A 22,031-nucleotide genomic window follows, 5' to 3' on the forward strand; every position below is an offset into this window, starting at 1 on the left:
ACACCATGCAACATCCGAATGTGAATACCTTGTCCGATTCCGTTGATCAAGACGTCCGCCCGGCGGATGCGCCGGCCGGCGAAGCCGGCGATGCCGGCAATGGCACCGAAGGCGCACCGCGCCGCAAAGGCCTGCGCCGCGGCCTGCGCAATCTGGTGGCCACGCGCCGCCAGGCCGCGCAGGACCGCGAGGGCGGCCGTCCCGCGGACGGCGAGCCGGCCGCGGCCGGCGCCGAGGCGGGCGCGGCCGATGGCCAGCCGCGCGGCGACGGCGTCCGCAAGGGCCGCACCCGCGGCAAGCGCAAGCCCGCCGACGGCGAGATGGCGCAGGCCGGCGAGCAGGGCGAGCGCCCGGCCCAGCGCGGCCGCCGCGCGCCCGGCGCGGATGCCGCCGGCACCGATGCGGGCGGCGAGGCCGCCGGCGAACGCCAGCGCGACGGCGCCCGCGCCAACCCGAACGGCGCGCGCAAGCGCAAGCCGCAGCAGGGCCAGCAGGCGCAGGGCGCGGGCCGCCGCGGCGGCGCCGAGGGCCAGCAAGGCCAGCCGCAGGGCGGTGCCCGCCCGGCGGGCCAGGGTGGCAAGGGCGGCAAGGGCAAGGGCGGCGCGCAGCGCCAGGCCCCGGGCGCGGCCGACAAGGCCCCGGCGGCTGCCGCGGTCAGCGGCGAAGACCTGTTCCGCTTCGTGATTTCCGGGCAGTACGACCAGGAAGACGCGGGCAGCGCGCGCGCCAAGGCCAAGCCGGTGCGCGAACTGTCGGCCGACGACGACGCGCCCAAGCTGCACAAGGTGCTCGCCGAGGGCGGCCTGGGCTCGCGCCGCGAGATGGAAGAACTGATCCTGCAGGGGCGCGTCTCGGTCAACGGCCTGCCGGCCCACATCGGCCAGCGCATCCTGCCGGCCGACCAGGTCCGCGTCAACGGCAAGCTGATCCACCGCCGCGTGTCGACCAAGCCGCCGCGCGTGCTGCTGTACCACAAGCCGGCCGGCGAGATCGTCAGCCAGTCGGACCCGGAAGGCCGTCCGACCGTGTTCGACAGCCTGCCGCGCATCAAGGCGGGCAAGTGGGTGGCCGTGGGCCGCCTCGACTTCAACACCGAAGGCCTGCTGATCTTCACGTCCTCCGGCGACATCGCCAACAAGTTCATGCACCCGCGCTACGGCGTGGAGCGCGAATACGCGGTGCGCACGCTGGGCGAGCTGGCCGAGGCCGACCGCCAGCGCCTGCTGCACGGCATCAAGCTCGACGACGGCGAGGCCAATTTCCTGCGCATCGCCGACGGCGGCGGCGAAGGCATCAACCACTGGTATCACGTGGCGCTGACCGAAGGCCGCAACCGCGAAGTGCGCCGCATGTTCGAGGCCGTGGGCCTGACCGTGTCGCGCCTGATCCGCACGCGCTACGGCCAGTTCCTGCTGCCGCGCGGCCTCAAGCGCGGCCGCTGGCAGGAACTCGCCGCCGACGACGTGCGTGCGCTGATGGCCTCGATCGGCCTGAAGGCGCCCGCGAAGGGCGACGGCCAGCCCAAGGGCGGCAGCAGCAAGGTCACCGGGCGCAAGGCGCGCACCGAGGCGGCCATCGCCGGCATGCCGATGCCGACCGGCATGGACGGCCTGCCGCGCGTGAACCGCAGCAACGGCCCGCGCGGCAGCGGCGCCGGCCGCGGCCAGCCGGACCCGATGCAGACCTCGATGGGCTACATCGGCGGCCCGACCCTGCTGACCTCGCACACCACCAAGCTGGGCGGCGCCGCGGCAGGCCTGCCGCGCGGCCCCGGCGGCATGGGTGGCATGGGCGGCGGGGCTGGCGGCCGTGGCGGCCGCGGTGCCCGCAGCGGTGGTATGGGTGGCATGGGCGGCATGGGTGGTCTCGGCGGCATGGGCGGCGGCCAGGGCCGCGGGCCGCGCCGCGGCGGCGGCGAGGTCAACGGCAATGTGATGCCGCAGGCCGGCAAGGCCGGCGGCAATCGCCGCCCGCGCGGCGGCGGCCGGGACGGCAACCGCTGACGCCTTCTGGTGCAGGATGGCCGGCGCGCAGGCCGGGATGGGGCGAAGTGCGGTGCGTGCCGCTCGCCCGTCCGGGTTCTCCCGGCTATCTCTTTGCCTTTTGCACCGCGACGGCGTATAATCCAAGTCTATTCAAAAGTCATCCTGAAAAAGGATGGGCGAATGATGGGCATTGCGCCCATTTTTTTTTGGTTCGCCCAATCCGCATGCGTGCCGTCCTCGCACGGCGCGCCGGTCGGGGTGACGGGCAGGCAAGCAGGCTGCGAAGCCGCCTTCGGCAAGAAGGGCGGCGATGCCGGTGGGCTGGGTCTGCCACGGTATTGATGGCCATTATTCGGGAATACAGTGCATCTGGCAGATTTGATCGAAACCACCCTGAACGGTATGGGGTACGAGCTGGTTGAGCTCGAGCGCGCTCCGGGCGGACTGATGCGCGTCTATATCGATCAGCCTGAAACCGGGATCGTCATCGAGGATTGCGAAAAGGTAAGCCGTCAGCTGACGCACGTGCTTACGGTCGAGAACATCGACTACGAACGCCTCGAGGTGTCCTCGCCGGGGCTGGACCGGCCGCTCAAGAAACTGGCTGACTACGTCCGCTTCGCGGGCCAGGAGGCCAGGGTCACGCTGCGCCTGCCGGTCAACGGCCAGAAGAACTTCGTCGGCATCCTGCAGGCGCCCACCGGCCAGCCCGGGGCGGAGCAGGTCGGCCTGGAGTTCGAAGGCAAGGACGGCACGGCACTGCTGGAATTCGCCATATCCGATGTCGATCGCGCACGCCTGGTGCCGGTGATCGACTTCAAAGGAAATCAGAAAAAAGGGAACAAGCAATGAGCCGCGAAGTTCTGTTGCTCGTCGATGCGCTTGCGCGTGAGAAGAACGTCGACAAGGATGTGGTATTCGGTGCGCTGGAAGCGGCACTCGCTTCGGCAACCAAGAAGCGTTTCGAGGAAGACGTGGACATTCGCGTCGCCATCGATCGCGAATCCGGCGAGCATGAAACGTTCCGCCGCTGGCTCGTGGTCCCCGATGAACAGGGCCTGCAGGAGCCGGACAAGCAGATCCTGATGTTCGAAGCGCGCGAGCAGAACCCGGACATCCAGCTCGACGACTATATTGAGGAACAGATCGAGTCGGTCGAGTTCGGCCGCATCGGCGCGCAGGCCGCCAAGCAGGTGATCCTGCAGAAGATCCGCGACGCCGAGCGCGAGCAGATCCTCAACGATTACCTCGACCGCGGCGAAAAGGTCATGACCGGCACGGTCAAGCGCGCCGACAAGAAGGGCCTGATCGTGGAGTCCGGCCGCGTGGAAGCGCTGCTGGCCCGCGACCAGATCATCCCGAAGGAAAACCTGCGCACCGGCGACCGCGTGCGCGCCTACATCTTGAACGTGGACCGCACCGCGCGCGGCCCGCAGATCGAGCTCTCGCGCACCGCGCCCGAGTTCCTGATCAAGCTGTTCGAGAACGAAGTGCCGGAGATGGAGCAGGGCCTGCTGGAGATCAAGGCGGCCGCGCGCGACCCCGGCGTGCGCGCCAAGATCGCCGTGGTGGCGCATGACAAGCGCATCGACCCGATCGGCACCTGCGTCGGCGTGCGCGGCACGCGGGTGACGGCGGTGCGCAACGAGATCGGCGGCGAGGCGGTCGACATCGTGCTGTGGTCGGAAGATCCGGCGCAGTTCGTGATCGGCGCGCTGGCCCCGGCACAGGTACAGTCCATCGTGGTGGACGAGGAAAAGCACAGCATGGACGTGGTGGTCGACGAGGAAAACCTCGCCGTCGCTATCGGCCGCAGCGGGCAGAACGTGCGCCTGGCGTCCGAACTGACCGGCTGGCAGATCAACATCATGACGCAGGAAGAATCGGCGCAGAAACAGGCCGAGGAAAGCGACGTGGTGCGCAAGTTGTTCATGGCCAAGCTGGACGTGGACGAAGAAGTGGCCGACATCCTGATCGACGAAGGATTCTCCACGCTGGAAGAAGTGGCCTACGTGCCCATCAGCGAGATGCTGGAGATCGACGCCTTCGACGAAGACACCGTCAACGAGCTGCGCAACCGCGCACGCGATGCGCTCCTGACGATGGAACTGGCCCGGGAAGAAAAGGTGGAAGCGGTGTCGCAGGATCTGCGCTCGCTCGACGGCCTGACCCCGGAACTGATCGGCAAGCTGGCCGAAGGCAATATCCACACGCGTGACGAACTCGCCGAACTGGCAGTCGACGAACTGGTCGAGATGGTCGGCCTGGGCGAAGAAGAGGCCCGCGCGTTGATCATGAAAGCACGGGAACATTGGTTTAACTGAGGGACACGCCCGGACCGACCGGCCTGGGCGCGTATTCCGCACACGACTGTCCCGACGTATAAACCGAGCATTGAAAGGGTTTGAATGGCAAGCACAACAGTTGCCCAACTGGCCGCAGAACTGAGCCGCAGCGCAGCTGCCCTGCTGGAACAATTGCAGGCAGCTGGGGTGGGCAAGGTGACGCCTGAAGACATCATCACCGAATCCGACAAGACCAGGTTGCTGGACTACCTCAAGCGTTCGCACGGGCAGGCCGACGACAGCGCGCGCAAGAAGATCACGCTGACCAAGCGCGAGACTTCCGAGATCCGCCAGGCCGATTCGACCGGCAAGACGCGCACGGTACAGGTCGAGGTGCGCAAGAAGCGCGTCCTGATCAAGCGTGACGAGGCCTCGCCCGAGGGCGCCGCCGACGGCCAGGATGGTGCCGACCAGCAGGCCGACGCCGCCGAACAGGCGCGCCAGGAAGAGGAAGCCCGTCTGCAGGCAGAGCAGCTGGCGCGCCAGGAAGCCGAGCTGAAGGCACGCCAGGAAGCGGCCGAACGCGAGGAAGCCGAACGCCGCGCCAAGCAGGAAGCGCTCGAAGCCGAGGAACGTCGCCAGGCCGAGCTCGCCGCCCGCAAGGCGGAAGAGGAAGCCGCCGCGCTGCGCGCCGCGGCCGCCACGGCCGCGCCCGAGGACGACGATTCGCGCAAGAAGGCCGAGGACGACAAGGCTCGCCTTGCCGCCGAGCGCGCCGCCGCGCAGAAGGCCGCCGACCAGGCCAAGGAAGCCGCCGACAAGGCCCGTGCCGAGCAGGACGCCGCGCGCAAGCGCCGCGAAGCCGCCGAGGCCGAGGCCCGCGCCATCCAGCAGATGCTGAATGCGCCGGCGCGCGTGCTCAAGGCGCCGTCCGAACGCAAGGCCGAGGAAAAGAAGGCCGAGCAGACCGGCACGCTGCACAAGCCGGTCAAGGCGCCTGGCACCGAGACCAAGAAGGAAGAGAAGAAGCCGGCCACCACGGCTGCCACCGCCACCACCACGGTCGACAAGAAGACCGGCAAGGTGGTGAAGGCCGGCACGTCGTCGACCTGGCAGGACGAAGGCTCGAAGAAGAAGGGCAGCGGCCTGAAGACGCGCGGCGATTCGTCGGGCGGCGTGGGCGGCTGGCGCGGTGGTCCGCGCGGCCGTGGCAACCGCCACCAGCAGGACGACCGCGGCACCAACTTCCAGGCGCCGACCGAACCCGTGGTGCGCGAAGTGCACGTCCCCGAAACCATTTCGGTGGCCGATCTCGCCCACAAGATGGCCGTCAAGGCATCCGAGGTCATCAAGCAGATGATGAAGCTCGGCCAGATGGTGACCATCAACCAGGTGCTGGACCAGGAAACCGCCATGATCGTGGTGGAAGAAATGGGCCACAAGGCGTTCGCCGCCAAGCTGGACGATCCGGAAGCGCTGCTGGTGGTGGACGGCGAAGAGCACACCGACGCCGAGCAGCTGCCGCGTCCGCCGGTCGTGACCGTGATGGGCCACGTCGACCACGGCAAGACCTCGCTGCTGGACTACATCCGCCGCGCCAAGGTCGCCGCGGGCGAAGCCGGCGGCATCACGCAGCACATCGGCGCCTACCACGTGGAAACCGAGCGCGGCGTGATCACCTTCCTCGACACCCCGGGTCACGAGGCCTTCACGGCCATGCGTGCGCGCGGTGCCAAGGCAACCGACATCGTCATCCTGGTGGTGGCCGCCGACGACGGCGTGATGCCGCAGACCAAGGAAGCCATCGCCCACGCCAAGGCGGCGGGCGTGCCCATCGTGGTGGCGATCAACAAGATCGACAAGCCCGAAGCCAACCCGGACCGCGTCAAGCAGGAACTGGTGGCCGAGCAGGTGCTGCCGGAAGAATACGGCGGCGACTCGCCGTTCGTGCCGGTGTCCGCCAAGACCGGCGCCGGCATCGACGAGCTGCTCGAGCAGGTGCTGCTGCAGGCCGAAGTGCTGGAACTGAAGGCGCCGGTGGACGCCCCGGCCAAGGGCCTGGTGGTGGAAGCCCAGCTCGACAAGGGCAAGGGCCCGATCGCGACCATCCTCGTCACCAGCGGCACGCTCAAGCGTGGCGACGTGGTGCTGGCCGGCAGCGCCTACGGCCGCGTGCGCGCCATGCTGGACGAAACCGGCAAGCCGACCAAGGAAGCCGGCCCCTCGATTCCGGTCGAGATCCAGGGCCTGTCCGAAGTGCCGGCCGCCGGCGAGGAAGTGCTGGTGCTGCCCGACGAGCGCAAGGCGCGCGAAATCGCGCTGTTCCGCCAGGGCAAGTTCCGCGACGTCAAGCTGGCCAAGCAGCAGGCGGCCAAGCTGGAGACCATGCTGGAGCAGATGAGCGAAGGCGAAGTGCAGACGCTGCCGCTGATCGTCAAGGCCGACGTGCAGGGTTCGCAGGAAGCGCTGGTGCAGTCGCTGCAGAAGCTCTCCACCGACGAAGTGCGCGTGCAGATCGTGCACGGCGGCGTGGGCGGCATCTCGGAGTCGGACGTCAACCTGGCCACGGCCTCGAAGGCGGTCATCATCGGCTTCAACGTGCGTGCCGACGCCGGCGCGCGCAAGCTGGCCGAGAACAATGGCATCGACATCCGCTACTACAACATCATTTACGATGCGGTGGACGAGATCAAGGCGGCGATGTCGGGCATGCTGGCGCCGGAAAAGCGCGAGGTCACGCTCGGCACGGTCGAGGTGCGCCAGGTGTTCCGCGTGCCGAAGATCGGCGCGGTGGCCGGCTGTATGGTCACCGACGGCGTGGTCAAGCGGACCTCCCTGGTGCGGGTGCTGCGCAACAACGTGGTCATCCATACCGGCGAGCTCGATTCGCTCAAGCGCTTCAAGGACGACGTCAAGGAAGTCAAGCAAGGCTTCGAGTGCGGCCTGTCGATCAAGAACTTCAACGACGTTCAGGAAGGCGACCAGCTCGAAGTGTATGAAATCACCGAGGTGGCGCGCACGCTGTAAGGCGCCGCGCGCGCGGCGGGCCCCCTTCACGGGCGGGTCCGCCGCGGCCGTCTCGACAAGACCCTATTGAATGGCCAAGAAAGGCAATATCTCCTCCCGCAATCTCCGGATTTCCGACCAGATCCAGCGCGACCTGGCCGCGATGATCCAGCGCGAGCTGCGCGATCCCCGCCTGGGGCTCGTCACGCTGCAGTCGGTCACGATGACGCCCGACTACGCGCACGCCAAGGTGTACTTCACCGTGCTGGGCGCCGATGCCGCGGTGGCCGAAGGCATCCTCAACGAGAAGGCTGGCTACCTGCATTCGCTGCTGTTCAAGCAGCTGCATATCCACACCGTGCCGACGCTGCACTTCCACCACGACACCTCGGTCGAGCAGGCCATCGAGATGTCCAAGCTGATCAGCGAAGCCAATTCGACGCGGGCGAAGGAAGACTGAACCGGCGGCCCGTTGAAACGGGCCGTTTTTCCGTCCGCGCCGGCTTCATCCGCTTCATCCGCTTCGTTCGTTCCGCCCGCTCTCCCGTCATGACCGATCCGAAAACCAACCGCCCGCCCCGGCAGCCGCGCCGCGAGGTGCACGGCGTGCTGCTACTCGACAAGCCGCTCGGCCTGTCGTCCAACGACGCGCTGGTGCGCGCCAAGCGCATGCTGCGCGCGCTCAAGGCCGGCCACACCGGCACGCTCGACCCGCTCGCCACCGGCCTGCTGCCGCTGTGCTTCGGCGAGGCCACCAAGTTCTCGCAGGACCTGCTCGAAGCCGACAAGACCTACGAGGCCGCGGTGCGCCTGGGCATCCGCACCGCCACCGGCGACGCCGAAGGCGAGGTGATCGCCGAGCGCGCGGTGACGTGCGACGCCGACGCGCTGCGCGCGGCCATCGCGCGCTTCACCGGCGAGATCGAGCAGGTGCCGCCGATGCACTCGGCGCTCAAGAAGGACGGCAAGCCGCTCTATGAATACGCCCGCGCGGGCCAGACCGTGGAGCGCGCCGCGCGTCGCGTGACCATCCACGAGATCGCGTTGCTCGACTGCGGCCTGCCGCAGGCGCCCACCTTCACCATGCGCGTGACCTGCAGCAAGGGCACCTATATCCGCACGCTGGCCGAGGACATCGGCGAAGCGCTGGGCTGCGGCGCGCACCTCACCGGCCTGCGCCGCACGGCCGTGGGCGACCTGAGCCTGGACGGCGCGGTCACGCTGGAACAGATCGACGCCCATGACGACGCCGCGCGCCCCGCGATGCTGGCGCCGGTCGACGCGCTGCTGCAGCGCTGCGCGCCGGTGACGCTGGACGAAGCCGCGGCGGGCCGCTTCCTGCAGGGCCAGCGCATCGCGCAGCGCGACCTGCCGGCGGGCACCGCGCTGGCCGAGGGCGAACTCGCGCGCGTCTATGGCGGCGAGCCGCAACGCCTGCTGGGCGTGGCGCGCATGCGCGAAGGGGCGCTGCGGCCGGAGCGGCTGGTCAGGCTTTGAGCCGGTCCGCAACGCGGGGAACTGGCTGACCAAGTTCATTCCGTCATCAACGGTTTGCTCTCCTCTCCCACAAAGTGGGCGATCTGCTGTTCTTCCATCGCAAGTTGCGCTGCCTGGTCACGTGCCGGAATCGCCTGCTGCCGTGGTCGTGGCGTTGCGCTCCTTGCTGGAAATCTCGGGCGAAGCGAGGCTCAAACAGCGAGTGAGCCACCGTCCACGAAGAGTTCGACGCCCGCGATGTAGCTGCTCTCGCCGGATGCCAGGAAGAGCACGGCGCGCGCGACTTCGTCCGGTTGCCCCAGGCGGCCGAGCGGCACGATCTGCTTCAGCATGTCTTCGACTCCCGGACGCGTGTCGAGGTAGCTGCGCATCAGGCGTGTTTCGGTGCCGCCCGGCGAGACCACGTTCACGCGGATGCCACGCTCCTTCAGGTCGGTCGTCCAGCTTCGCGCGAACGAACGCACCGCCGCCTTGCTCGCGTTGTAGAGCGACTGGTCGGGAAAGCCTTTGCTGCCGGCGACCGAGCCGTTGAGGATTACTGCGCCGCCCGCAGTCAGCAGTGGCAAGGCCTTCTGCACAGTGAAAAGCAGGCCACGCACATTCAGGCCGAAGAGGCGGTCGAAGTCCTCTGCGGCGATCGTGCCCAGCGGTCGCGGCTCGCCCTCGGCGATGCCGGCGTTGGCAAAAACGACATCCAGCTTGCCGTGCTCGCGCTGGATGCGCTCATAGAGTCGATCAAGATCCGCGAGGTTCGCGGCGTCTCCCTGCACGCCAATAGCGCCATTGCCGATTTCCCGCACGGCTTCGTCGAGTCGATCCTGTCTGCGTCCGGTGACGTAGACCTGCGCGCCTTCGGCCGCAAAGAGCTTGGCAGTCGCCAGGCCGATGCCCTCGCTGCCGCCGGTGATCGCCACAATCTTGTTCTCGAATCGCTTGTTCATATGTGCCTCATCTATAAGTGGAGTGTTGCTCCACTTATTATATGGAGGCATCATCCACTTTGTAAATGAGGTCGAAGATGAAAGCGCATTCTGCAACTGACGAAGCGCCGCTGCGCGCCGACGCTGCGCGCAACAGGGAACGCATCCTTGCAGCGGCGGAAGAGGTGTTTCTTGAACGTGGCGCCGATGCCTCGCTCGACGATGTCGCCAAGCGCGCCAAGGTCGGCATCGGGACGCTCTATCGCCGCTTTCCGACGCGCGAGGCCCTGCTTGCTGCATTAAGCGATGAGCGCTTGCTGTCGCTCGCTACGGCGAGCCGGGCCGCGGACGACACGCTCGAACCGAAGGCCTCCATACGCGCCTTCGTCCGGGAACTGGTGATGCACGCCAGCCACTATCGCGGGTTGGCGGCGTCGCTGGGGGCGGTACTCCAGAGTGGCACTCCCGGTTGTCACGCAGGGAGCGAAGAAGGACTGCGTCTGCTCCAGCGTGCGCAGAAAGCGGGAGTTGTTCGCAAGGATGTTTCCCTCGACGATCTCTTGTGCATGGTCACGGCGATCTCCCTTGCCGTCGAGCAAGGCCGTGCCGGGAAAGCGCGAGTCGCGCACTTGGTGGATATGTTCCTTGACGGCATCGGGATGCATTGAGCTGACAACATTGAGCTGACAATCGCGGATTTCGCTATCAAACGCACCACGCAAACATGAAACCGGGCGCAGCAAGTCTGCCGCGCCCGGTTTCAATGCCCAAAAATCGCCCCGTCGCCACCTTTGACTAGGCGGCGGCAGCGCGCGCAATAGACTTTTTGCGAACCAAAAATATCCCTTTGGAAGCTAAGGCCGAAGCGCCAATAAGTGAGGGATATTTCCGGAGGCTGCTACCGCCATCGCATCAATCAGCGCGCGCGTTTCCGTCGGGCCAAACTCACCGAGATCCTTGATGGGGCGCGTACGGCTCAGAATCCATAGCAGGCCCGTACGCACGATCGAAGGCAGGCCTGCAAGCGTCCCGAGCAGACGAGGCTTCAGTGCGTGGCCCAGGCCTCGAACCAGTTCGAACCCTTCCACCCATGCAACATCAAGCTGTCTCGCCTCTGCCCATGTGAGGGAAGTAGCTCGTTTCCAAGTGAGCAGAGCGGCGAGGAATGACGGCACCACGAACGCGACATGGCTTCGGAGGAAGGCATCCATATCGTCTTCAACTTCGCTTGGCATACCCGCCTCCCTGAACAACGTGGCGAGAGCCGGATTCGTCAGCGTTGTCACCATGCCGGGGCCATCCACGCGAAAGCGCAGCCGTTGGTCCACCAGAAAAGCCGATATTTTCGGGAACCCGAATGCGAAGCGTTCGATGCCTATGGCTGCTCGATAGGGTTCGGTTCCTTGAAACGTATTGAACATTAGAAGGATGGTGCTCGCGCTGCTTGCCGACAACGCTGGCAATAGGGGCGCGACTTGGTGTTCGGGAACAGTGACGATAGCCAGATCGTAGGGGGCGGCTGGATCTAGCGTCTGCACTACCTTGACCGGCATGCGTTGCCCGTCAACGGTAATAATGGCTCCCTCGCGGCTCAACGTGTCGAAGCGTGCGCCGCGTGCCACGACGGTGATGTCGTGACCAGCCTTGGCGAGACAGAAGGCGACGGCGCTGCCGATTCGACCAGTTCCAATCAGAATGATTTTCATGGAATCAGTTTAGGCGCGACGGAAATTCCCGGATACGGAAAATTACGGTAATCTGGTTCCCATATATGGAAAAACTTTCTTGGGATGATCTGCGCATTCTTCTGGCTGTGCATCGGGCCAGGAGCTTGCTGGGTGCAGGCAAAGCACTTGGCCTTTCAACCTCCACGACCGCGCGGCGTCTGGATGCCCTGGAGGCTGCCGTAGGACGGCAATTGGTGTACCGCAGCCAGTCGGGCACTGAGTTGAAACCAGAGGCGTTGCGCATGGTGCAGCTAGCCGAAGGGCTTGAGCATGGTCTGGATGCGTTGCGCCGCGATCAAACCGTTCTTGCTGGGACATTGCGGGTCAGTGTGCCGGATGGAATGGCTCAAACACTGACCCGATCGCTGCTCGCGTTCTGCCAAGAGTACCCCGACGTTGATCTTGAGCTGGTAGGAGAGAATCGGATGGTGGATGTGGCCGCGCGTGAGGCGGACATTGCCGTTCGTCTGGCGCGCTCCACTTCCAATGTGCTCGTCGAAAAGCACTTGGCGACGTTTCGGTTCGCGCTGTTCGCATCTGCGGACTATGTTCGACGCCATCTTCCAACGCGGCGGCTCAGTAAGGGCGAGGCAGCGGCGCATTCATTCGTCGGACTTGATGAACGATGGAAGGAGCTGCCGCACGAGCAATGGATGCGGACGCTGGGCGCGACGCGATTTGCATTCCGCTCCAGTTCAATGGATGCCATCGAAGAAGCCGTTCGCTACGGCGTAGGTCTTGCGGCATTCCTTGAAAGAGATCCACGAAGCGCGGGCCTGATCCGTGTCGAAACGGATACGGATGGGCCGTCCCAGTCTTTCTACCTCGTTTATCACCGCGATTTGCGAAAGCAACCGCATGTTCGTGCTGCGGTGGCATCAATCGAGGCATACATGCGTGTGCATCGCTGACTCGGATCAGTGCCCGCTAGCGCGGGCAAGATCTTGATGGCACCCCGCCGCAATGGGCGGGGCTTGTGGCGCTACGCCCCAGTTTGCCGCGGCAGGTTGTGCGAAAGCGTGCGCGCTCGCATCGTGCTGGGGGGCTTTGCCGCCATCGGCCTCGCTGCGCTGGCCTGGACAGTGCGCGGCGGCGGTGTGTCGTGGGATATGGGACGGCAGCGTGGAGTTGCGCCTTAACGGCTAGCCTGCTTCACTGTCTGCGTGGAAGTGGCCGTTCGTTGCACAACCCAGGGGGGAGCCGCCAGCTTTTCGGTGATCCAGTTGGAAAAGGCGCGAGTCTTGGACGGAGTGCCGGCCGCTGCCGGTGTGACCACATAGACGGCGCCGCGATCGAGCAGTGCCCAATCGGGAAGGACTTCGACCAGCTTGCCCGCGGCCAGATCGCGGCAGGCATACCAGTCCGACGTGTACAGGATACCTAGCCCGCTGACAGCTGCTTCGATCAACAGTTCGGCGTCATCCGACGCCAGGGGGCCGGACACGGTGACGCCGAGTGTCCCTCCGCTGGGCTTGGTGAAATTCCATCGGTAGGGATCGTGTCGGCCGGTGAAACAAAGGCATGGATAGTTGGCTAGGTCTTGCGGCGTCTGAATAGCCGGATGCCGGGCGATGAAATCCGGGGATGCGCAGATCATCCGACGACGCTCTGCAACCTTGCGGGCGACCAAGCGCGAGTCGGGAAGCTCACCCAAGCGGATGGCGAGGTCGAAGCGTTCCCCGATCAGGTCAACGAAGCGATTGCTGGTGTCCGCCTCGATGGTGACGCGCGGATGCTTACGCAGGAACTCCACGATCAGCGGTGTCAACCACATGCGACCGAAGTTGCCCGGCAAGGTGATGCGCAGATGGCCGCGCGCCTCGCCATCAGCGAACGCGACTGCTTCGCGTCCGGCCGCCTGCAGGTCGTGCAGCAATGGCCGAATCCGGTCGAGATAGGTTCGACCGGCCTCGGTGAGAGCCACCTTGCGCGTGCTTCGTTCGGCCAGCCGGACACCCAGACGCGCTTCCATCGCACTCAAGCGGCGAGAAACCGCAGTGGGATCCCGTCCGAGCTGCCTGCCAGCCGCAGCGAACGATCCTGTATCGGCCAGAGCTACGAAAGCTGTCAGTTCGTTCAGATCGGAGAATAGAGATTGCTGCATTTTTCGCAGGTATGAAATGCGTTGTATCCGTATACTACATAAAAACGCCGCGATTTAAAGTGACGTACCTTTAGGAGAAAGACTCGTGCAATCCATTCAAATCACCGCACCTTCGTTCGATGCATTCCGGCGGGTAGAGCTGCCCGAACCCACTCAACCTGGCAAGGGACGCATCCTTGTTCGCATGAAGGCTGGCAGCGTCAACTTCGCCGATCTCGCCGTGGCTTCCGGCCATTACCCCGGCGCCTTGTATCCCAACATTCCCCTGTCCGACGGTGCGGGGGAGGTCATCGCTGTCGGTGAAGATGTCTGGCAAGTTGCCGTTGGCGATCGCGTCGCCATCCACGTCAAGGCGCACTGGATTGCTGGCCGGCCTAGCGCGGAACTGGCCAATCCGATGCGTGGTGCGACGCTGCCCGGCTCGCTGGTCGAAATCGCCGAACTCGATGCGGCCGGCGTCGTCAAGCTGCCGGACTATTTGAGCTGGGAAGCCGCAGGCACGCTCCCCATCGCGGCGATGACGGCATGGCGTGCGCTGGAATCGGCGCAGATCGGCCCGGCATCCACCGTCGCGCTGCTGGGCACGGGCGGGGTGTCGATCTTTGCGCTGCAACTGGCCAAGGCACGCGGGGCGCGAGTCATCATCACCTCCTCGTCCGACGAGAAGCTGGCCCGCGCTCGTGCCTTGGGTGCCGATGAGGTCATCAACTATCGCCAGGATGCCAACTGGGATGCTTCCGTTCTGGAACGCACGGGTGGCGTCGGTGCCGATCTGGTCATCGACCCGGTCGGCGGCGAAGGCTTCAACCGCTCCGTGGCCGCTGCACGGCACGGCGGCACCGTGGCCGCCATCGGTTTCCTCGGCGGCGGTGCCACGCCGCTGGATCTGCTGTCGGTCATCTTCAGGGAGGTGCGCGTACAAGGCAGCAACGGCGGCTCGGTGGCGGACCTGGCGGGAGCGGTAGCGGCGATGGCCGCGCATCGCATCGAGCCGGTCATCGACCGCACTTTCGGCCTTGATGACTTGACGAAGGCTTACGAGCTAATGGCGCAAGGCGGCCACTTCGGAAAAATTGCGATCAGCTTCGACTGGTGAGTTCTGGACTCAGACCGTTGCTAAGAAGTTGCCTCGGCATTCGGCGCGCCGAGATGGAAATCCTGATTCCATAGCTAGATATAACTGCTGCCTTGACCCCAATGAATACTCCGCAGCGCGCAATCGGCGCCGCGGAGACATTTTAGATAAGGAGTAAGAGGATGGCTAGTATTTGCCGTGCCGCGCAACGGCGCCAGGATCTTCTTGGAACGACGCTAATGCGCCCCGGCCGCCGACGCATCCATGTCGCCGCCTTTCTTCGGCTTGGTCAGCCAGACGAAGACGATCAGCACGAAGAACAGCACCCCCGAGATCCAGAAGATGTCGTTGGCGCCGAGCATGGCCGCCTGCTGCGAGATGCCGCGCTCGATGAAGCCGTCGGCCTGCGCGCGCGTCATGCCCATCTGCATCAGGTGGTTGATCTGGTCGACATAGACCGGGTTGAACGGGTTGACCTGCTCCACCAGCTGCGCGTGATGCAGCGCCGAGCGGTTGTCCCACACGGTGGTCGAGATCGAGGCGCCGATCGCGCCGAAGGTGATCCGCACGAAGTTCGACACGCCCGAGGCCGACGGCATCTTCTCCGGCGGCTGGCCCGACAGGATGATCGAGGTCAGCGGGATGAAGAACATCGCCATCGCCGCGCCCTGGATCAGCGTGGGGATCATCAGCGTGCGGCTGTCCACCTGCAGCGTGAAGCCCGAGCGCATCAGGCTGACCACGCCGAAGGTGACGAAGGCCAGCGTGGCGACCCAGCGCGCGTCCATCCGCGGCAGGTTCTTGCCGATCAGCGGCGACAGCAGGATGGCGAAGATGCCCACCGGCGCCATCACGATGCCGGCGTCGGTCGCGGTGTAGCCGACGATGGTCTGCAGCCACAGCGGCAGGATCACCAGGTTGCCGAAGAAGAGCCCGTAGGCCACCGAGATGGCCACCACGCCGGCGCTGAAGTTGCGCCCCCTGAACAGGTGGATGTCCACCACGGGGTGCTTTTCGTAGTTCTCCCACACCACGAAGAACAGGAACCCGACCACCGCCACCACGGCCAGCACCACGATCGCGGTGGAGTGGAACCAGTCCAGCTCCTTGCCCTTGTCGAGCATCAGCTGCATCGAGCCGACCCAGATCACCAGCAGCGCCAGCCCGATGCGGTCGATCGGCAGGATCCGGGTGGGCGTCTCGCGCTCGCGGTAGATCGCCCAGGTGGCATAGGCCGCGCCGAGCCCGACCGGGATGTTGATGTAGAAGATCCACGGCCACGTCATGTTGTCCGAGATCCAGCCGCCCAGCAGCGGGCCCATGATGGGCGCCACCAGCGTGGTCATGCCCCACAGCGCCAGCGCCATCGTGCTTTTCTGCGGCGGGTAGCTCGACAGCAGCAGCGCCTGCGACAGCGGGATCATCGGCCCGGCCACCGCGCCCTGCAGCACGCGCGCGGCCAGCAGTACCTCCAGGTTGGGCGCCACGCCGCACAGCCACGACGACAGCACGAACAGCAGGATCGAGGTGACGAACAGCCGCACCGCGCCGAAGCGTGTGGTCATCCAGCCGGTGAGCGGCACCGAGATGGCGTTGGCCACCGCGAACGAGGTGATCACCCAGGTGCCCTGGTTGGGCGCCACGCCCAGGTCGCCCGAGATGGCCGGGATCGACACGTTGGCGATGGACGAGTCCAGCACGTTCATGAACGTGGCCAGCGACAGCGCGATGGTGCCGACCACCAGCTTGCCGCCGCTCAGCGGCACCGGCAGGGCGGAGCGGGGTGCCGGCGCGCGCGGGGCGGGCGCGGCGCCGTCGCGCGCGGGAAGGGAGGTCGCCATGTTCAGGTGTTGGCCGGCTTCGCCGCCGGTGCCGCGACCGGCGCCGCCATCGGAGCCGCCATCGGCTCGGCAGCCTGGCGCCCGCCGTTGTTCAGCGAGATGATGCGGGCGATCAGCGCGTCGGCGTCCTGCGCGACCTTGTCATAGACGTCGGTCTGCATCGGGCGCGACGCCGTGGTCTGGGTCATCGAGGCGCCTTCCTCCTTGCGCACGTCGACCGTCACGTTCATCGACAGCCCCACGCGCAGCGGATGGTCCTTGAGCTGCCGCGGGTCCAGCGCGATGCGCACCGGCAGGCGCTGCACCACCTTGATCCAGTTGCCGGTGGCGTTCTGCGCCGGCAGCAGCGAGAAGGCCGAGCCGGTGCCGGCCGAGAACCCTTCCACCTTGCCGTCGTAGGCCACCTTGGAGCCGTACACGTCGGCTTCGAGCCGGACCGGCTGGCCCACGCGCATATGCGTGATCTGCACTTCCTTGAAGTTGGCGTCGACCCACACCTGCTCCAGCGGCACCACCGCCATCAGCGGCGTGCCCGGCGCCACGCGCTGGCCGACCTGCACCGAGCGCTTGGCCACGTAGCCGGTCACCGGCGCCGGCAGCGTGGAGCGCGCGAAGGCGAGATAGGCCGAGCGCAGGTTGGCGGCGGCGCGCTGCACGTTGGGATGCTTCTCCACCGTGGTCTGGTCGGTCAGCACCTTGTTGGAGGCGAGCTGCTCGCGCGTGGAGGAGAGCGCTGACAGCGCCGCCTGCAGCGCGGTCTGCGCGTGCGAGATTTCCTCGCCCGAGACCGCGCCGGAGCCGGCGATGGCCTGGCGGCGCCGGAGGTCTTCGCGCGCCCGGGCCACGTCGGCCTCGCGCATCGCCACGTTGGCGGCCAGCGAGCCGTTGTTGACGTAGAGCGTGCGCACTTCGCGCACGGCCTGCGCGAGCTGCGCCTCGGCCTGTTCCAGGTTGACCTGCGAGTCGGCGCGGTCGAGCTGGATCAGCGGCTGGCCGGCCGTGACCAGCTGGGTGTCGTCGGCCGCGATCGAGATCACGGTGCCGCTGACCAGCGGCGTGACCTGCACCACGTTGCCGGCGACGTAGGCGTCGTCGGTGTTCTCGAAGTGGCGCGCGTACAGGCCCCAGTAGATGCCGTAGGCCACGCCCGCCACCACCACCGCGGCGGTCAGGGAAAGCAGCAGGCGCTTGCGCTTGCCGTTGTTGTTGGCGGAGGCCGCGGGCGCGGGCGCGGCGGCGGTCTGGGACGCTTGCTTGTTGTCGCTCATGATGGTGTCTTAAGAATGCTGTCTCGGTGCTGTGCGGCGGCCGCGGCCGTCCGCCTCGTTGGTGCGTGGCGCTCTCAGCCCTGCGCGCCGCCGGGCTTTTCCCCCGCCACGCCGCCGGCCGGTTCCTGGTAGCCGCCGCCGAGCGCCTTCATCAGGCCCATCTGCAGGTCCAGCCGGCGGGCCTGCAGGTCGGTGGCGAGGCGGCGCTGCTGCAGCACGTTGCTCTCGGCATTGAGCACCGTGAGCTGCGTGCCGAGGCCGGCCTTGTAGCGGATGGTGGCGAGCGAGTAGGCGCGCTCGGCCAGCGCCAGCGCCTCGCGCTGCGCGGTGATCTGCGTGTCCACGCTGCGGATGCTGGTCACGGTGTCGGCGGTCTCGCGCAAGGCGTCGACCAGCGCCTGGTTGTAGTTGGCCACGGCGAGGTCGTACTGTGCGTACTTGCCGCGCAGGTTGGCGCGCAGCTTGCCGCCCTCGAAGATCGGCAGGGTCACGGCCGGGCCGACGCCGAACGTGCGGCTGATGCCCATCAGCAGGTTGGAGGTGTCCAGCGAGGCCACGCCGGCGAAGGCCGTCAGGCTGATCGCGGGCAGGAACTCGGCCTTGGCCACCGCGATGTCCTTGCCGGAAGCCTCCACGCGCCAGCGCGCCGCCACCAGGTCGGGGCGGCGGCCGAGCAGCTCGATGGTGAGGTTGTCGGGCAACTGCGGCGTGTCGTGCGCGAGCACGGTCGGGCGCTGGATTTCCTGGCCGCGGTCCGGCCCCTTGCCCAGCAGCGCGGCGATCTGGTTGCGCGCCAGCAGGATGTCCTCGTCCACGCGCAGCAGGTCGGTCTGCGCCGAAGCCACGGTGCCGCGCGCCTGGGTGGTTTCCACCTGCGTGTCGAGCCCCGCGCGCAGGCGGTCGCTGGACAGCTGGGTCAGGTCGCGGCGCTGGGCGATGGCGCGCTCGGCCACGTCGCGCTGCGCGTACAGCGCGGCCAGGCGGGCGTAGGTGCGCGCCACGGCGGTGGTCAGGATCAGGCGCGAGGCCTGGCTCTCGGCCTCCATCGCGCGGTCGTCGGACAGCGCGGCCTCGAGCGCGGCGCGGTTCTTGCCCCAGAAGTCGAAGTCGTACGACAGGCCGGCCTGCAGGCGCGACTGGTTCTGCCAGGAGCCGGCCAGCGGCGTGCCCGCGAACAGGTCGGTCGAGGAAAAGCGCTGGCGTACCAGGCTGCCCTCGAAGTCCACGCTCGGGTAGAGCGCGCTGCGCGTGATGTCGGCCATCGCGCGCGAGGCCTCCACGCGCGCGAACGCGGCCTGCAGGTCGGGGCTGTCCTTGACCGCCTCGTCGACGAGGCTGCGCAGCTGCGGGTCGTTGAACTGGTCGACCCAGTCGAGCGAGGGCCACTGGCCATGCTCGCCGGGCAGGGTCCTGGCGCTGGCCAGGGAGGCCGGGTCGGTCACCGTCTGCGTGCTGTGCGAGTTGCCGAAGGCGGCGCAGCCGGCCAGCACCGCGGCCGCCAGCGCGCTCAGCGCCAGCGTGGCGGCACGGCGGCCGGCCGCGCCGGCGCGCGGCGACAATGCGGATTGGGAATTGGGAGCTTGGTTCATCTCGGTGCCCTGCGCGAGAGCGTCAATGTTGCTTTTGTCATCGGTGAAGAACGTCAATCGATCCGGCTTGCCGGCCGGTGTCGCGCCTATCCGCTGTTGTTGCCGATGATCCGGTGCAGCATCGAGCGGAACGTCTGCAGCTCGGCCTCGGAGAAGCCGCGGAAATGCCGGTTCAGCACGCGGCAGTAGATGCGCGGCAGCGCCTCGAGCAGCGTGCGGCCGGCGGCGGTGATCGACACGTCCACCACGCGGCGGTCCGCGTCGCTGCGCTGGCGCTCGATCAGGCCGCGCTTTTCCATGCGGCCGAGCAGGCGCGTGACCGAGCCCATGTCGGTATTGAGCTCGCGGCCCAGGTCGGTCACGGTGTTGCCGCGCCCCGCGGCCAGCATCATCAGGCAGGTGGCCTGGGCATGGGTGATGTCCAGGTCGTTGACCTCCAGCTCCACCTCGTGCGACAGCAGGTTCTTGGCGCGCGCCATCAGGTAGCCCACGCTTTCGCCCATGCGGTACTGGGCCGGGTCGAAAGGATGGGTGTCGTCGAAGGCGGACGGGTCGTGCGGCTGGGGCGAGGGCTGCTCGGGCATGTCTGTCAGGTGCTTGTCAGGTGCTTGTCGCTGCAATGTTTGCCGTGGCAACTATATGTTCACGAATGAAGATCCGCAAGGACGGCAACTTGCTATTGCGATATACGCAATAATTGAATCATTGTGATCGACAAGGCGATCGCGCCGGCCACCCGTTCCCGGCCCGTCGCCACGCTTCCGGTCGCGCTTCGGGTTTTGCGCCGCAACATGCTATAATGTCGGGTTATCTTTTGATGCTCAGCCCCACAAGCGAGACGCTGCAATGACCCGCGCCATCCGCAATATCGCCATCATCGCCCACGTCGATCATGGCAAGACCACTCTGGTCGACCAACTCCTGCGCCAGGCAGGGACCTTCCGCGACAACCAGCAAGTGGTAGAGCGCGTGATGGATTCGAACGACATCGAAAAGGAACGCGGGATCACCATCCTGGCGAAGAATTGCGCTGTCGAATACAACGGTACCCACATCAACATCGTCGATACCCCGGGCCACGCCGACTTCGGCGGTGAAGTGGAGCGCGTGCTGTCGATGGTCGACGGCGTGCTGCTGCTGGTCGACGCCGTCGAAGGCCCGATGCCGCAGACCCGCTTCGTCACGCGCAAGGCGCTGGCGCTGGGCCTGAAGCCGATCGTGGTGATCAACAAGGTGGACCGCCCCGGCGCGCGTCCGGAATGGGTGATCAACCAGACCTTCGACCTGTTCGACAAGCTCGGCGCCACCGACGAGCAGCTCGACTTCCCGGTGATCTACGCCTCCGGCCTGAACGGCTACGCCGGCCTGACCGACGACGTGCGCGAAGGCGACATGAAGCCGCTGTTCGAGACCGTGCTGGCCAAGGTGCCGGTGCGCGACGACAACCCCGACGGCCCGCTGCAACTGCAGATCATCTCGCTGGACTACTCCAGCTACGTCGGCAAGATCGGCGTCGGCCGCATTTCGCGCGGCCGCGCGCGCCCGCTGCAGGACGTGGTGGTCAAGTTCGGCCCCGAAGGCAACCCGATCAAGGGCCGCATCAACCAGGTGCTGAAGTTCCAGGGCCTCGAGCGCGAGATCGTGCCCGAAGCCGAAGCCGGCGACATCGTGCTGATCAACGGCATCGAGGAACTGGGCATCGGCTGCACCGTGTGCGCGCCGGACGCCCAGGACGCGCTGCCGATGCTCAAGGTGGACGAGCCCACGCTGACGATGAACTTCTGCGTCAACACCTCGCCGCTGGCCGGCCGCGAAGGCAAGTTCGTGACCAGCCGCCAGCTGCGCGAGCGCCTGGACCGCGAACTGAAGTCGAACGTGGCGCTGCGCGTGGCCGAGACCGGCGACGACACCATCTTCGAAGTGTCGGGCCGCGGCGAGCTGCACCTGACCATCCTGCTGGAAAACATGCGCCGCGAAGGCTACGAGCTGGCCGTGTCGCGCCCGCGCGTGGTGTTCAAGGAAATCGACGGCGTCAAGCACGAGCCGTTCGAGCTGCTGACCGTGGACGTCGAAGACGGCCACCAGGGCGGCGTGATGGAAGAGCTGGGCCGCCGCAAGGGCGAACTGCTCGACATGGCGTCCGACGGCAAAGGCCGCACCCGCCTGGAATACCGCGTCCCGGCGCGTGGCCTGATTGGCTTCCAGGGCGAGTTCCTGACCATGACGCGCGGCACCGGCCTGATCAGCCACATCTTCGACGACTACGCGCCGCTGCGCGAAGGCGGCCTGGGCGAGCGCCACAACGGCGTGCTGATCTCGCAGGACGACGGCGACGCCGTGGCCTACGCGCTGTGGAAGCTGCAGGACCGCGGCCGCATGTTCGTCAAGCCGGGCGATGCGCTGTACGAAGGCATGATCATCGGCATCCACAGTCGCGACAACGATCTCGTGGTCAACCCGATCAAGGGCAAGCAGCTCACCAACGTGCGCGCCTCGGGCACCGACGAAGCCGTGCGCCTGGTGCCGCCGATCCAGATGTCGCTCGAATACGCGGTGGAATTCATCGCCGACGACGAACTGGTGGAAATCACGCCGAAGAGCATCCGCCTGCGCAAGCGCCACCTGAAGGAACACGAGCGCAAGCGCGCTTCGCGCGAAAACGCGTAAGCGCCTTTCGCCGCAGTCCGGCAGCAACGAAAAACCGCGCCCCGTGCGCGGTTTTTTGTCGTCCGGG

At 66.6% G+C, this 22,031-nt stretch carries 18 protein-coding genes; 11 read left to right on the plus strand and 7 right to left on the minus strand.

Annotation, left to right across the window (positions count from 1 at the left end):
* Positions 1–5: 5 nt before the first annotated feature.
* The 7 genes from rluB (at position 6) to truB (ending at position 8,773) form a co-directional block, all read left to right on the plus strand.
* A complete protein-coding gene (gene rluB, locus AC3WXD_RS32500) occupies positions 6–2,003 on the plus strand; it encodes a 23S rRNA pseudouridine(2605) synthase RluB (RefSeq protein ID WP_492325479.1) in 1,998 nt (665 codons plus the stop codon).
* Positions 2,004–2,165: 162 nt separating this feature from the next.
* Positions 2,166–2,327, plus strand: a complete 162-nt coding sequence (locus AC3WXD_RS32505; RefSeq protein ID WP_155888316.1) for a hypothetical protein — start codon at positions 2,166–2,168, stop codon at positions 2,325–2,327.
* Positions 2,328–2,348: 21 nt separating this feature from the next.
* Positions 2,349–2,837 (plus strand): ribosome maturation factor RimP, encoded by a 489-nt coding sequence (gene rimP / locus AC3WXD_RS32510; protein ID WP_492325480.1) that lies wholly within the window; start codon positions 2,349–2,351, stop codon positions 2,835–2,837.
* Positions 2,834–4,309, plus strand: a complete 1,476-nt coding sequence (gene nusA / locus AC3WXD_RS32515) for a transcription termination factor NusA (RefSeq protein WP_020205926.1) — start codon at positions 2,834–2,836, stop codon at positions 4,307–4,309. The genes rimP and nusA overlap by 4 nt, the downstream gene beginning before the upstream one ends.
* An 84-nt stretch (positions 4,310–4,393) precedes the next feature.
* The gene (gene infB / locus AC3WXD_RS32520) at positions 4,394–7,297 is read left to right on the plus strand and encodes a translation initiation factor IF-2 (protein ID WP_059413381.1); all 2,904 of its coding nucleotides are present in this window, start codon (positions 4,394–4,396) and stop codon (positions 7,295–7,297) included.
* A 70-nt stretch (positions 7,298–7,367) separates the two neighbouring features.
* On the plus strand, positions 7,368–7,736 hold the full coding sequence (gene rbfA / locus AC3WXD_RS32525; protein ID WP_020205923.1) for a 30S ribosome-binding factor RbfA: 369 nt from the start codon (positions 7,368–7,370) through the stop codon (positions 7,734–7,736).
* Positions 7,737–7,825: 89 nt separating this feature from the next.
* On the plus strand, positions 7,826–8,773 hold the full coding sequence (gene truB / locus AC3WXD_RS32530; protein ID WP_020205922.1) for a tRNA pseudouridine(55) synthase TruB: 948 nt from the start codon (positions 7,826–7,828) through the stop codon (positions 8,771–8,773).
* Between the two features lie 191 nt (positions 8,774–8,964).
* On the opposite strand, the gene AC3WXD_RS32535 is transcribed toward truB, so the two are convergent.
* Positions 8,965–9,714, minus strand: a complete 750-nt coding sequence (locus tag AC3WXD_RS32535) for an SDR family NAD(P)-dependent oxidoreductase (RefSeq protein WP_492325481.1) — start codon at positions 9,712–9,714, stop codon at positions 8,965–8,967.
* 77 nt (positions 9,715–9,791) lie between these two features.
* Here AC3WXD_RS32535 and AC3WXD_RS32540 point away from each other — a divergent pair, with 77 nt between their 5' ends.
* Positions 9,792–10,361, plus strand: coding sequence for a TetR/AcrR family transcriptional regulator (locus AC3WXD_RS32540; RefSeq protein ID WP_020205920.1), 570 nt, complete (start codon positions 9,792–9,794; stop codon positions 10,359–10,361).
* A gap of 186 nt (positions 10,362–10,547) precedes the next feature.
* Here the strand turns inward: AC3WXD_RS32540 and AC3WXD_RS32545 are convergent, their stop codons facing one another.
* Positions 10,548–11,399: a ketopantoate reductase family protein gene (locus tag AC3WXD_RS32545; protein ID WP_492325482.1), complete on the minus strand. Its 852-nt coding sequence runs from the start codon at positions 11,397–11,399 to the stop codon at positions 10,548–10,550.
* A 65-nt stretch (positions 11,400–11,464) separates the two neighbouring features.
* Here AC3WXD_RS32545 and AC3WXD_RS32550 point away from each other — a divergent pair, with 65 nt between their 5' ends.
* Positions 11,465–12,331 (plus strand): LysR family transcriptional regulator, encoded by an 867-nt coding sequence (locus AC3WXD_RS32550; RefSeq protein ID WP_082079710.1) that lies wholly within the window; start codon positions 11,465–11,467, stop codon positions 12,329–12,331.
* A gap of 224 nt (positions 12,332–12,555) precedes the next feature.
* Here the strand turns inward: AC3WXD_RS32550 and AC3WXD_RS32555 are convergent, their stop codons facing one another.
* On the minus strand, positions 12,556–13,524 hold the full coding sequence (locus tag AC3WXD_RS32555) for a LysR family transcriptional regulator (RefSeq protein ID WP_492325483.1): 969 nt from the start codon (positions 13,522–13,524) through the stop codon (positions 12,556–12,558).
* A gap of 85 nt (positions 13,525–13,609) precedes the next feature.
* Between AC3WXD_RS32555 and AC3WXD_RS32560 the strand changes: the two genes are divergently transcribed.
* The gene (locus AC3WXD_RS32560; protein ID WP_492325484.1) at positions 13,610–14,620 is read left to right on the plus strand and encodes a zinc-dependent alcohol dehydrogenase family protein; all 1,011 of its coding nucleotides are present in this window, start codon (positions 13,610–13,612) and stop codon (positions 14,618–14,620) included.
* 215 nt (positions 14,621–14,835) lie between these two features.
* Here the strand turns inward: AC3WXD_RS32560 and AC3WXD_RS32565 are convergent, their stop codons facing one another.
* The 4 genes from AC3WXD_RS32565 to AC3WXD_RS32580 form a co-directional block, all read right to left on the minus strand.
* A complete protein-coding gene (locus tag AC3WXD_RS32565; protein WP_029044225.1) occupies positions 14,836–16,440 on the minus strand; it encodes a DHA2 family efflux MFS transporter permease subunit in 1,605 nt (534 codons plus the stop codon).
* Between the two features lie 2 nt (positions 16,441–16,442).
* Positions 16,443–17,708, minus strand: a complete 1,266-nt coding sequence (locus AC3WXD_RS32570) for an HlyD family secretion protein (protein WP_059413388.1) — start codon at positions 17,706–17,708, stop codon at positions 16,443–16,445.
* A gap of 74 nt (positions 17,709–17,782) precedes the next feature.
* Positions 17,783–19,297: an AdeC/AdeK/OprM family multidrug efflux complex outer membrane factor gene (locus AC3WXD_RS32575; protein ID WP_492325485.1), complete on the minus strand. Its 1,515-nt coding sequence runs from the start codon at positions 19,295–19,297 to the stop codon at positions 17,783–17,785.
* A gap of 86 nt (positions 19,298–19,383) precedes the next feature.
* Positions 19,384–19,881, minus strand: a complete 498-nt coding sequence (locus tag AC3WXD_RS32580; RefSeq protein WP_020205911.1) for a MarR family winged helix-turn-helix transcriptional regulator — start codon at positions 19,879–19,881, stop codon at positions 19,384–19,386.
* Positions 19,882–20,143: 262 nt separating this feature from the next.
* Between AC3WXD_RS32580 and typA the strand changes: the two genes are divergently transcribed.
* The gene (gene typA, locus AC3WXD_RS32585) at positions 20,144–21,964 is read left to right on the plus strand and encodes a translational GTPase TypA (RefSeq protein ID WP_020205910.1); all 1,821 of its coding nucleotides are present in this window, start codon (positions 20,144–20,146) and stop codon (positions 21,962–21,964) included.
* Positions 21,965–22,031 lie beyond the last annotated feature (67 nt).

This window comes from Cupriavidus sp. FW216-B1, assembly GCF_058789195.1.

Bases quoted from the DNA above. Each gene is read 5' to 3' on its own strand.
- infB (WP_059413381.1), top strand. From the start codon at position 4,394: ATGGCAAGCACAACAGTTGCCCAACTGGCCGCAGAACTGAGCCGCAGC.
- AC3WXD_RS32580 (WP_020205911.1), bottom strand. From the start codon at position 19,881: ATGCCCGAGCAGCCCTCGCCCCAGCCGCACGACCCGTCCGCCTTCGAC.
- AC3WXD_RS32555 (WP_492325483.1), bottom strand. From the start codon at position 13,524: ATGCAGCAATCTCTATTCTCCGATCTGAACGAACTGACAGCTTTCGTA.
- AC3WXD_RS32550 (WP_082079710.1), top strand. From the start codon at position 11,465: ATGGAAAAACTTTCTTGGGATGATCTGCGCATTCTTCTGGCTGTGCAT.
- AC3WXD_RS32505 (WP_155888316.1), top strand. From the start codon at position 2,166: ATGATGGGCATTGCGCCCATTTTTTTTTGGTTCGCCCAATCCGCATGC.
- AC3WXD_RS32545 (WP_492325482.1), bottom strand. From the start codon at position 11,399: ATGAAAATCATTCTGATTGGAACTGGTCGAATCGGCAGCGCCGTCGCC.
- AC3WXD_RS32535 (WP_492325481.1), bottom strand. From the start codon at position 9,714: ATGAACAAGCGATTCGAGAACAAGATTGTGGCGATCACCGGCGGCAGC.
- rluB (WP_492325479.1), top strand. From the start codon at position 6: ATGCAACATCCGAATGTGAATACCTTGTCCGATTCCGTTGATCAAGAC.
- typA (WP_020205910.1), top strand. From the start codon at position 20,144: ATGACCCGCGCCATCCGCAATATCGCCATCATCGCCCACGTCGATCAT.
- rbfA (WP_020205923.1), top strand. From the start codon at position 7,368: ATGGCCAAGAAAGGCAATATCTCCTCCCGCAATCTCCGGATTTCCGAC.
- truB (WP_020205922.1), top strand. From the start codon at position 7,826: ATGACCGATCCGAAAACCAACCGCCCGCCCCGGCAGCCGCGCCGCGAG.
- AC3WXD_RS32540 (WP_020205920.1), top strand. From the start codon at position 9,792: ATGAAAGCGCATTCTGCAACTGACGAAGCGCCGCTGCGCGCCGACGCT.
- AC3WXD_RS32565 (WP_029044225.1), bottom strand. From the start codon at position 16,440: ATGGCGACCTCCCTTCCCGCGCGCGACGGCGCCGCGCCCGCCCCGCGC.
- AC3WXD_RS32570 (WP_059413388.1), bottom strand. From the start codon at position 17,708: ATGAGCGACAACAAGCAAGCGTCCCAGACCGCCGCCGCGCCCGCGCCC.
- nusA (WP_020205926.1), top strand. From the start codon at position 2,834: ATGAGCCGCGAAGTTCTGTTGCTCGTCGATGCGCTTGCGCGTGAGAAG.
- AC3WXD_RS32575 (WP_492325485.1), bottom strand. From the start codon at position 19,297: ATGAACCAAGCTCCCAATTCCCAATCCGCATTGTCGCCGCGCGCCGGC.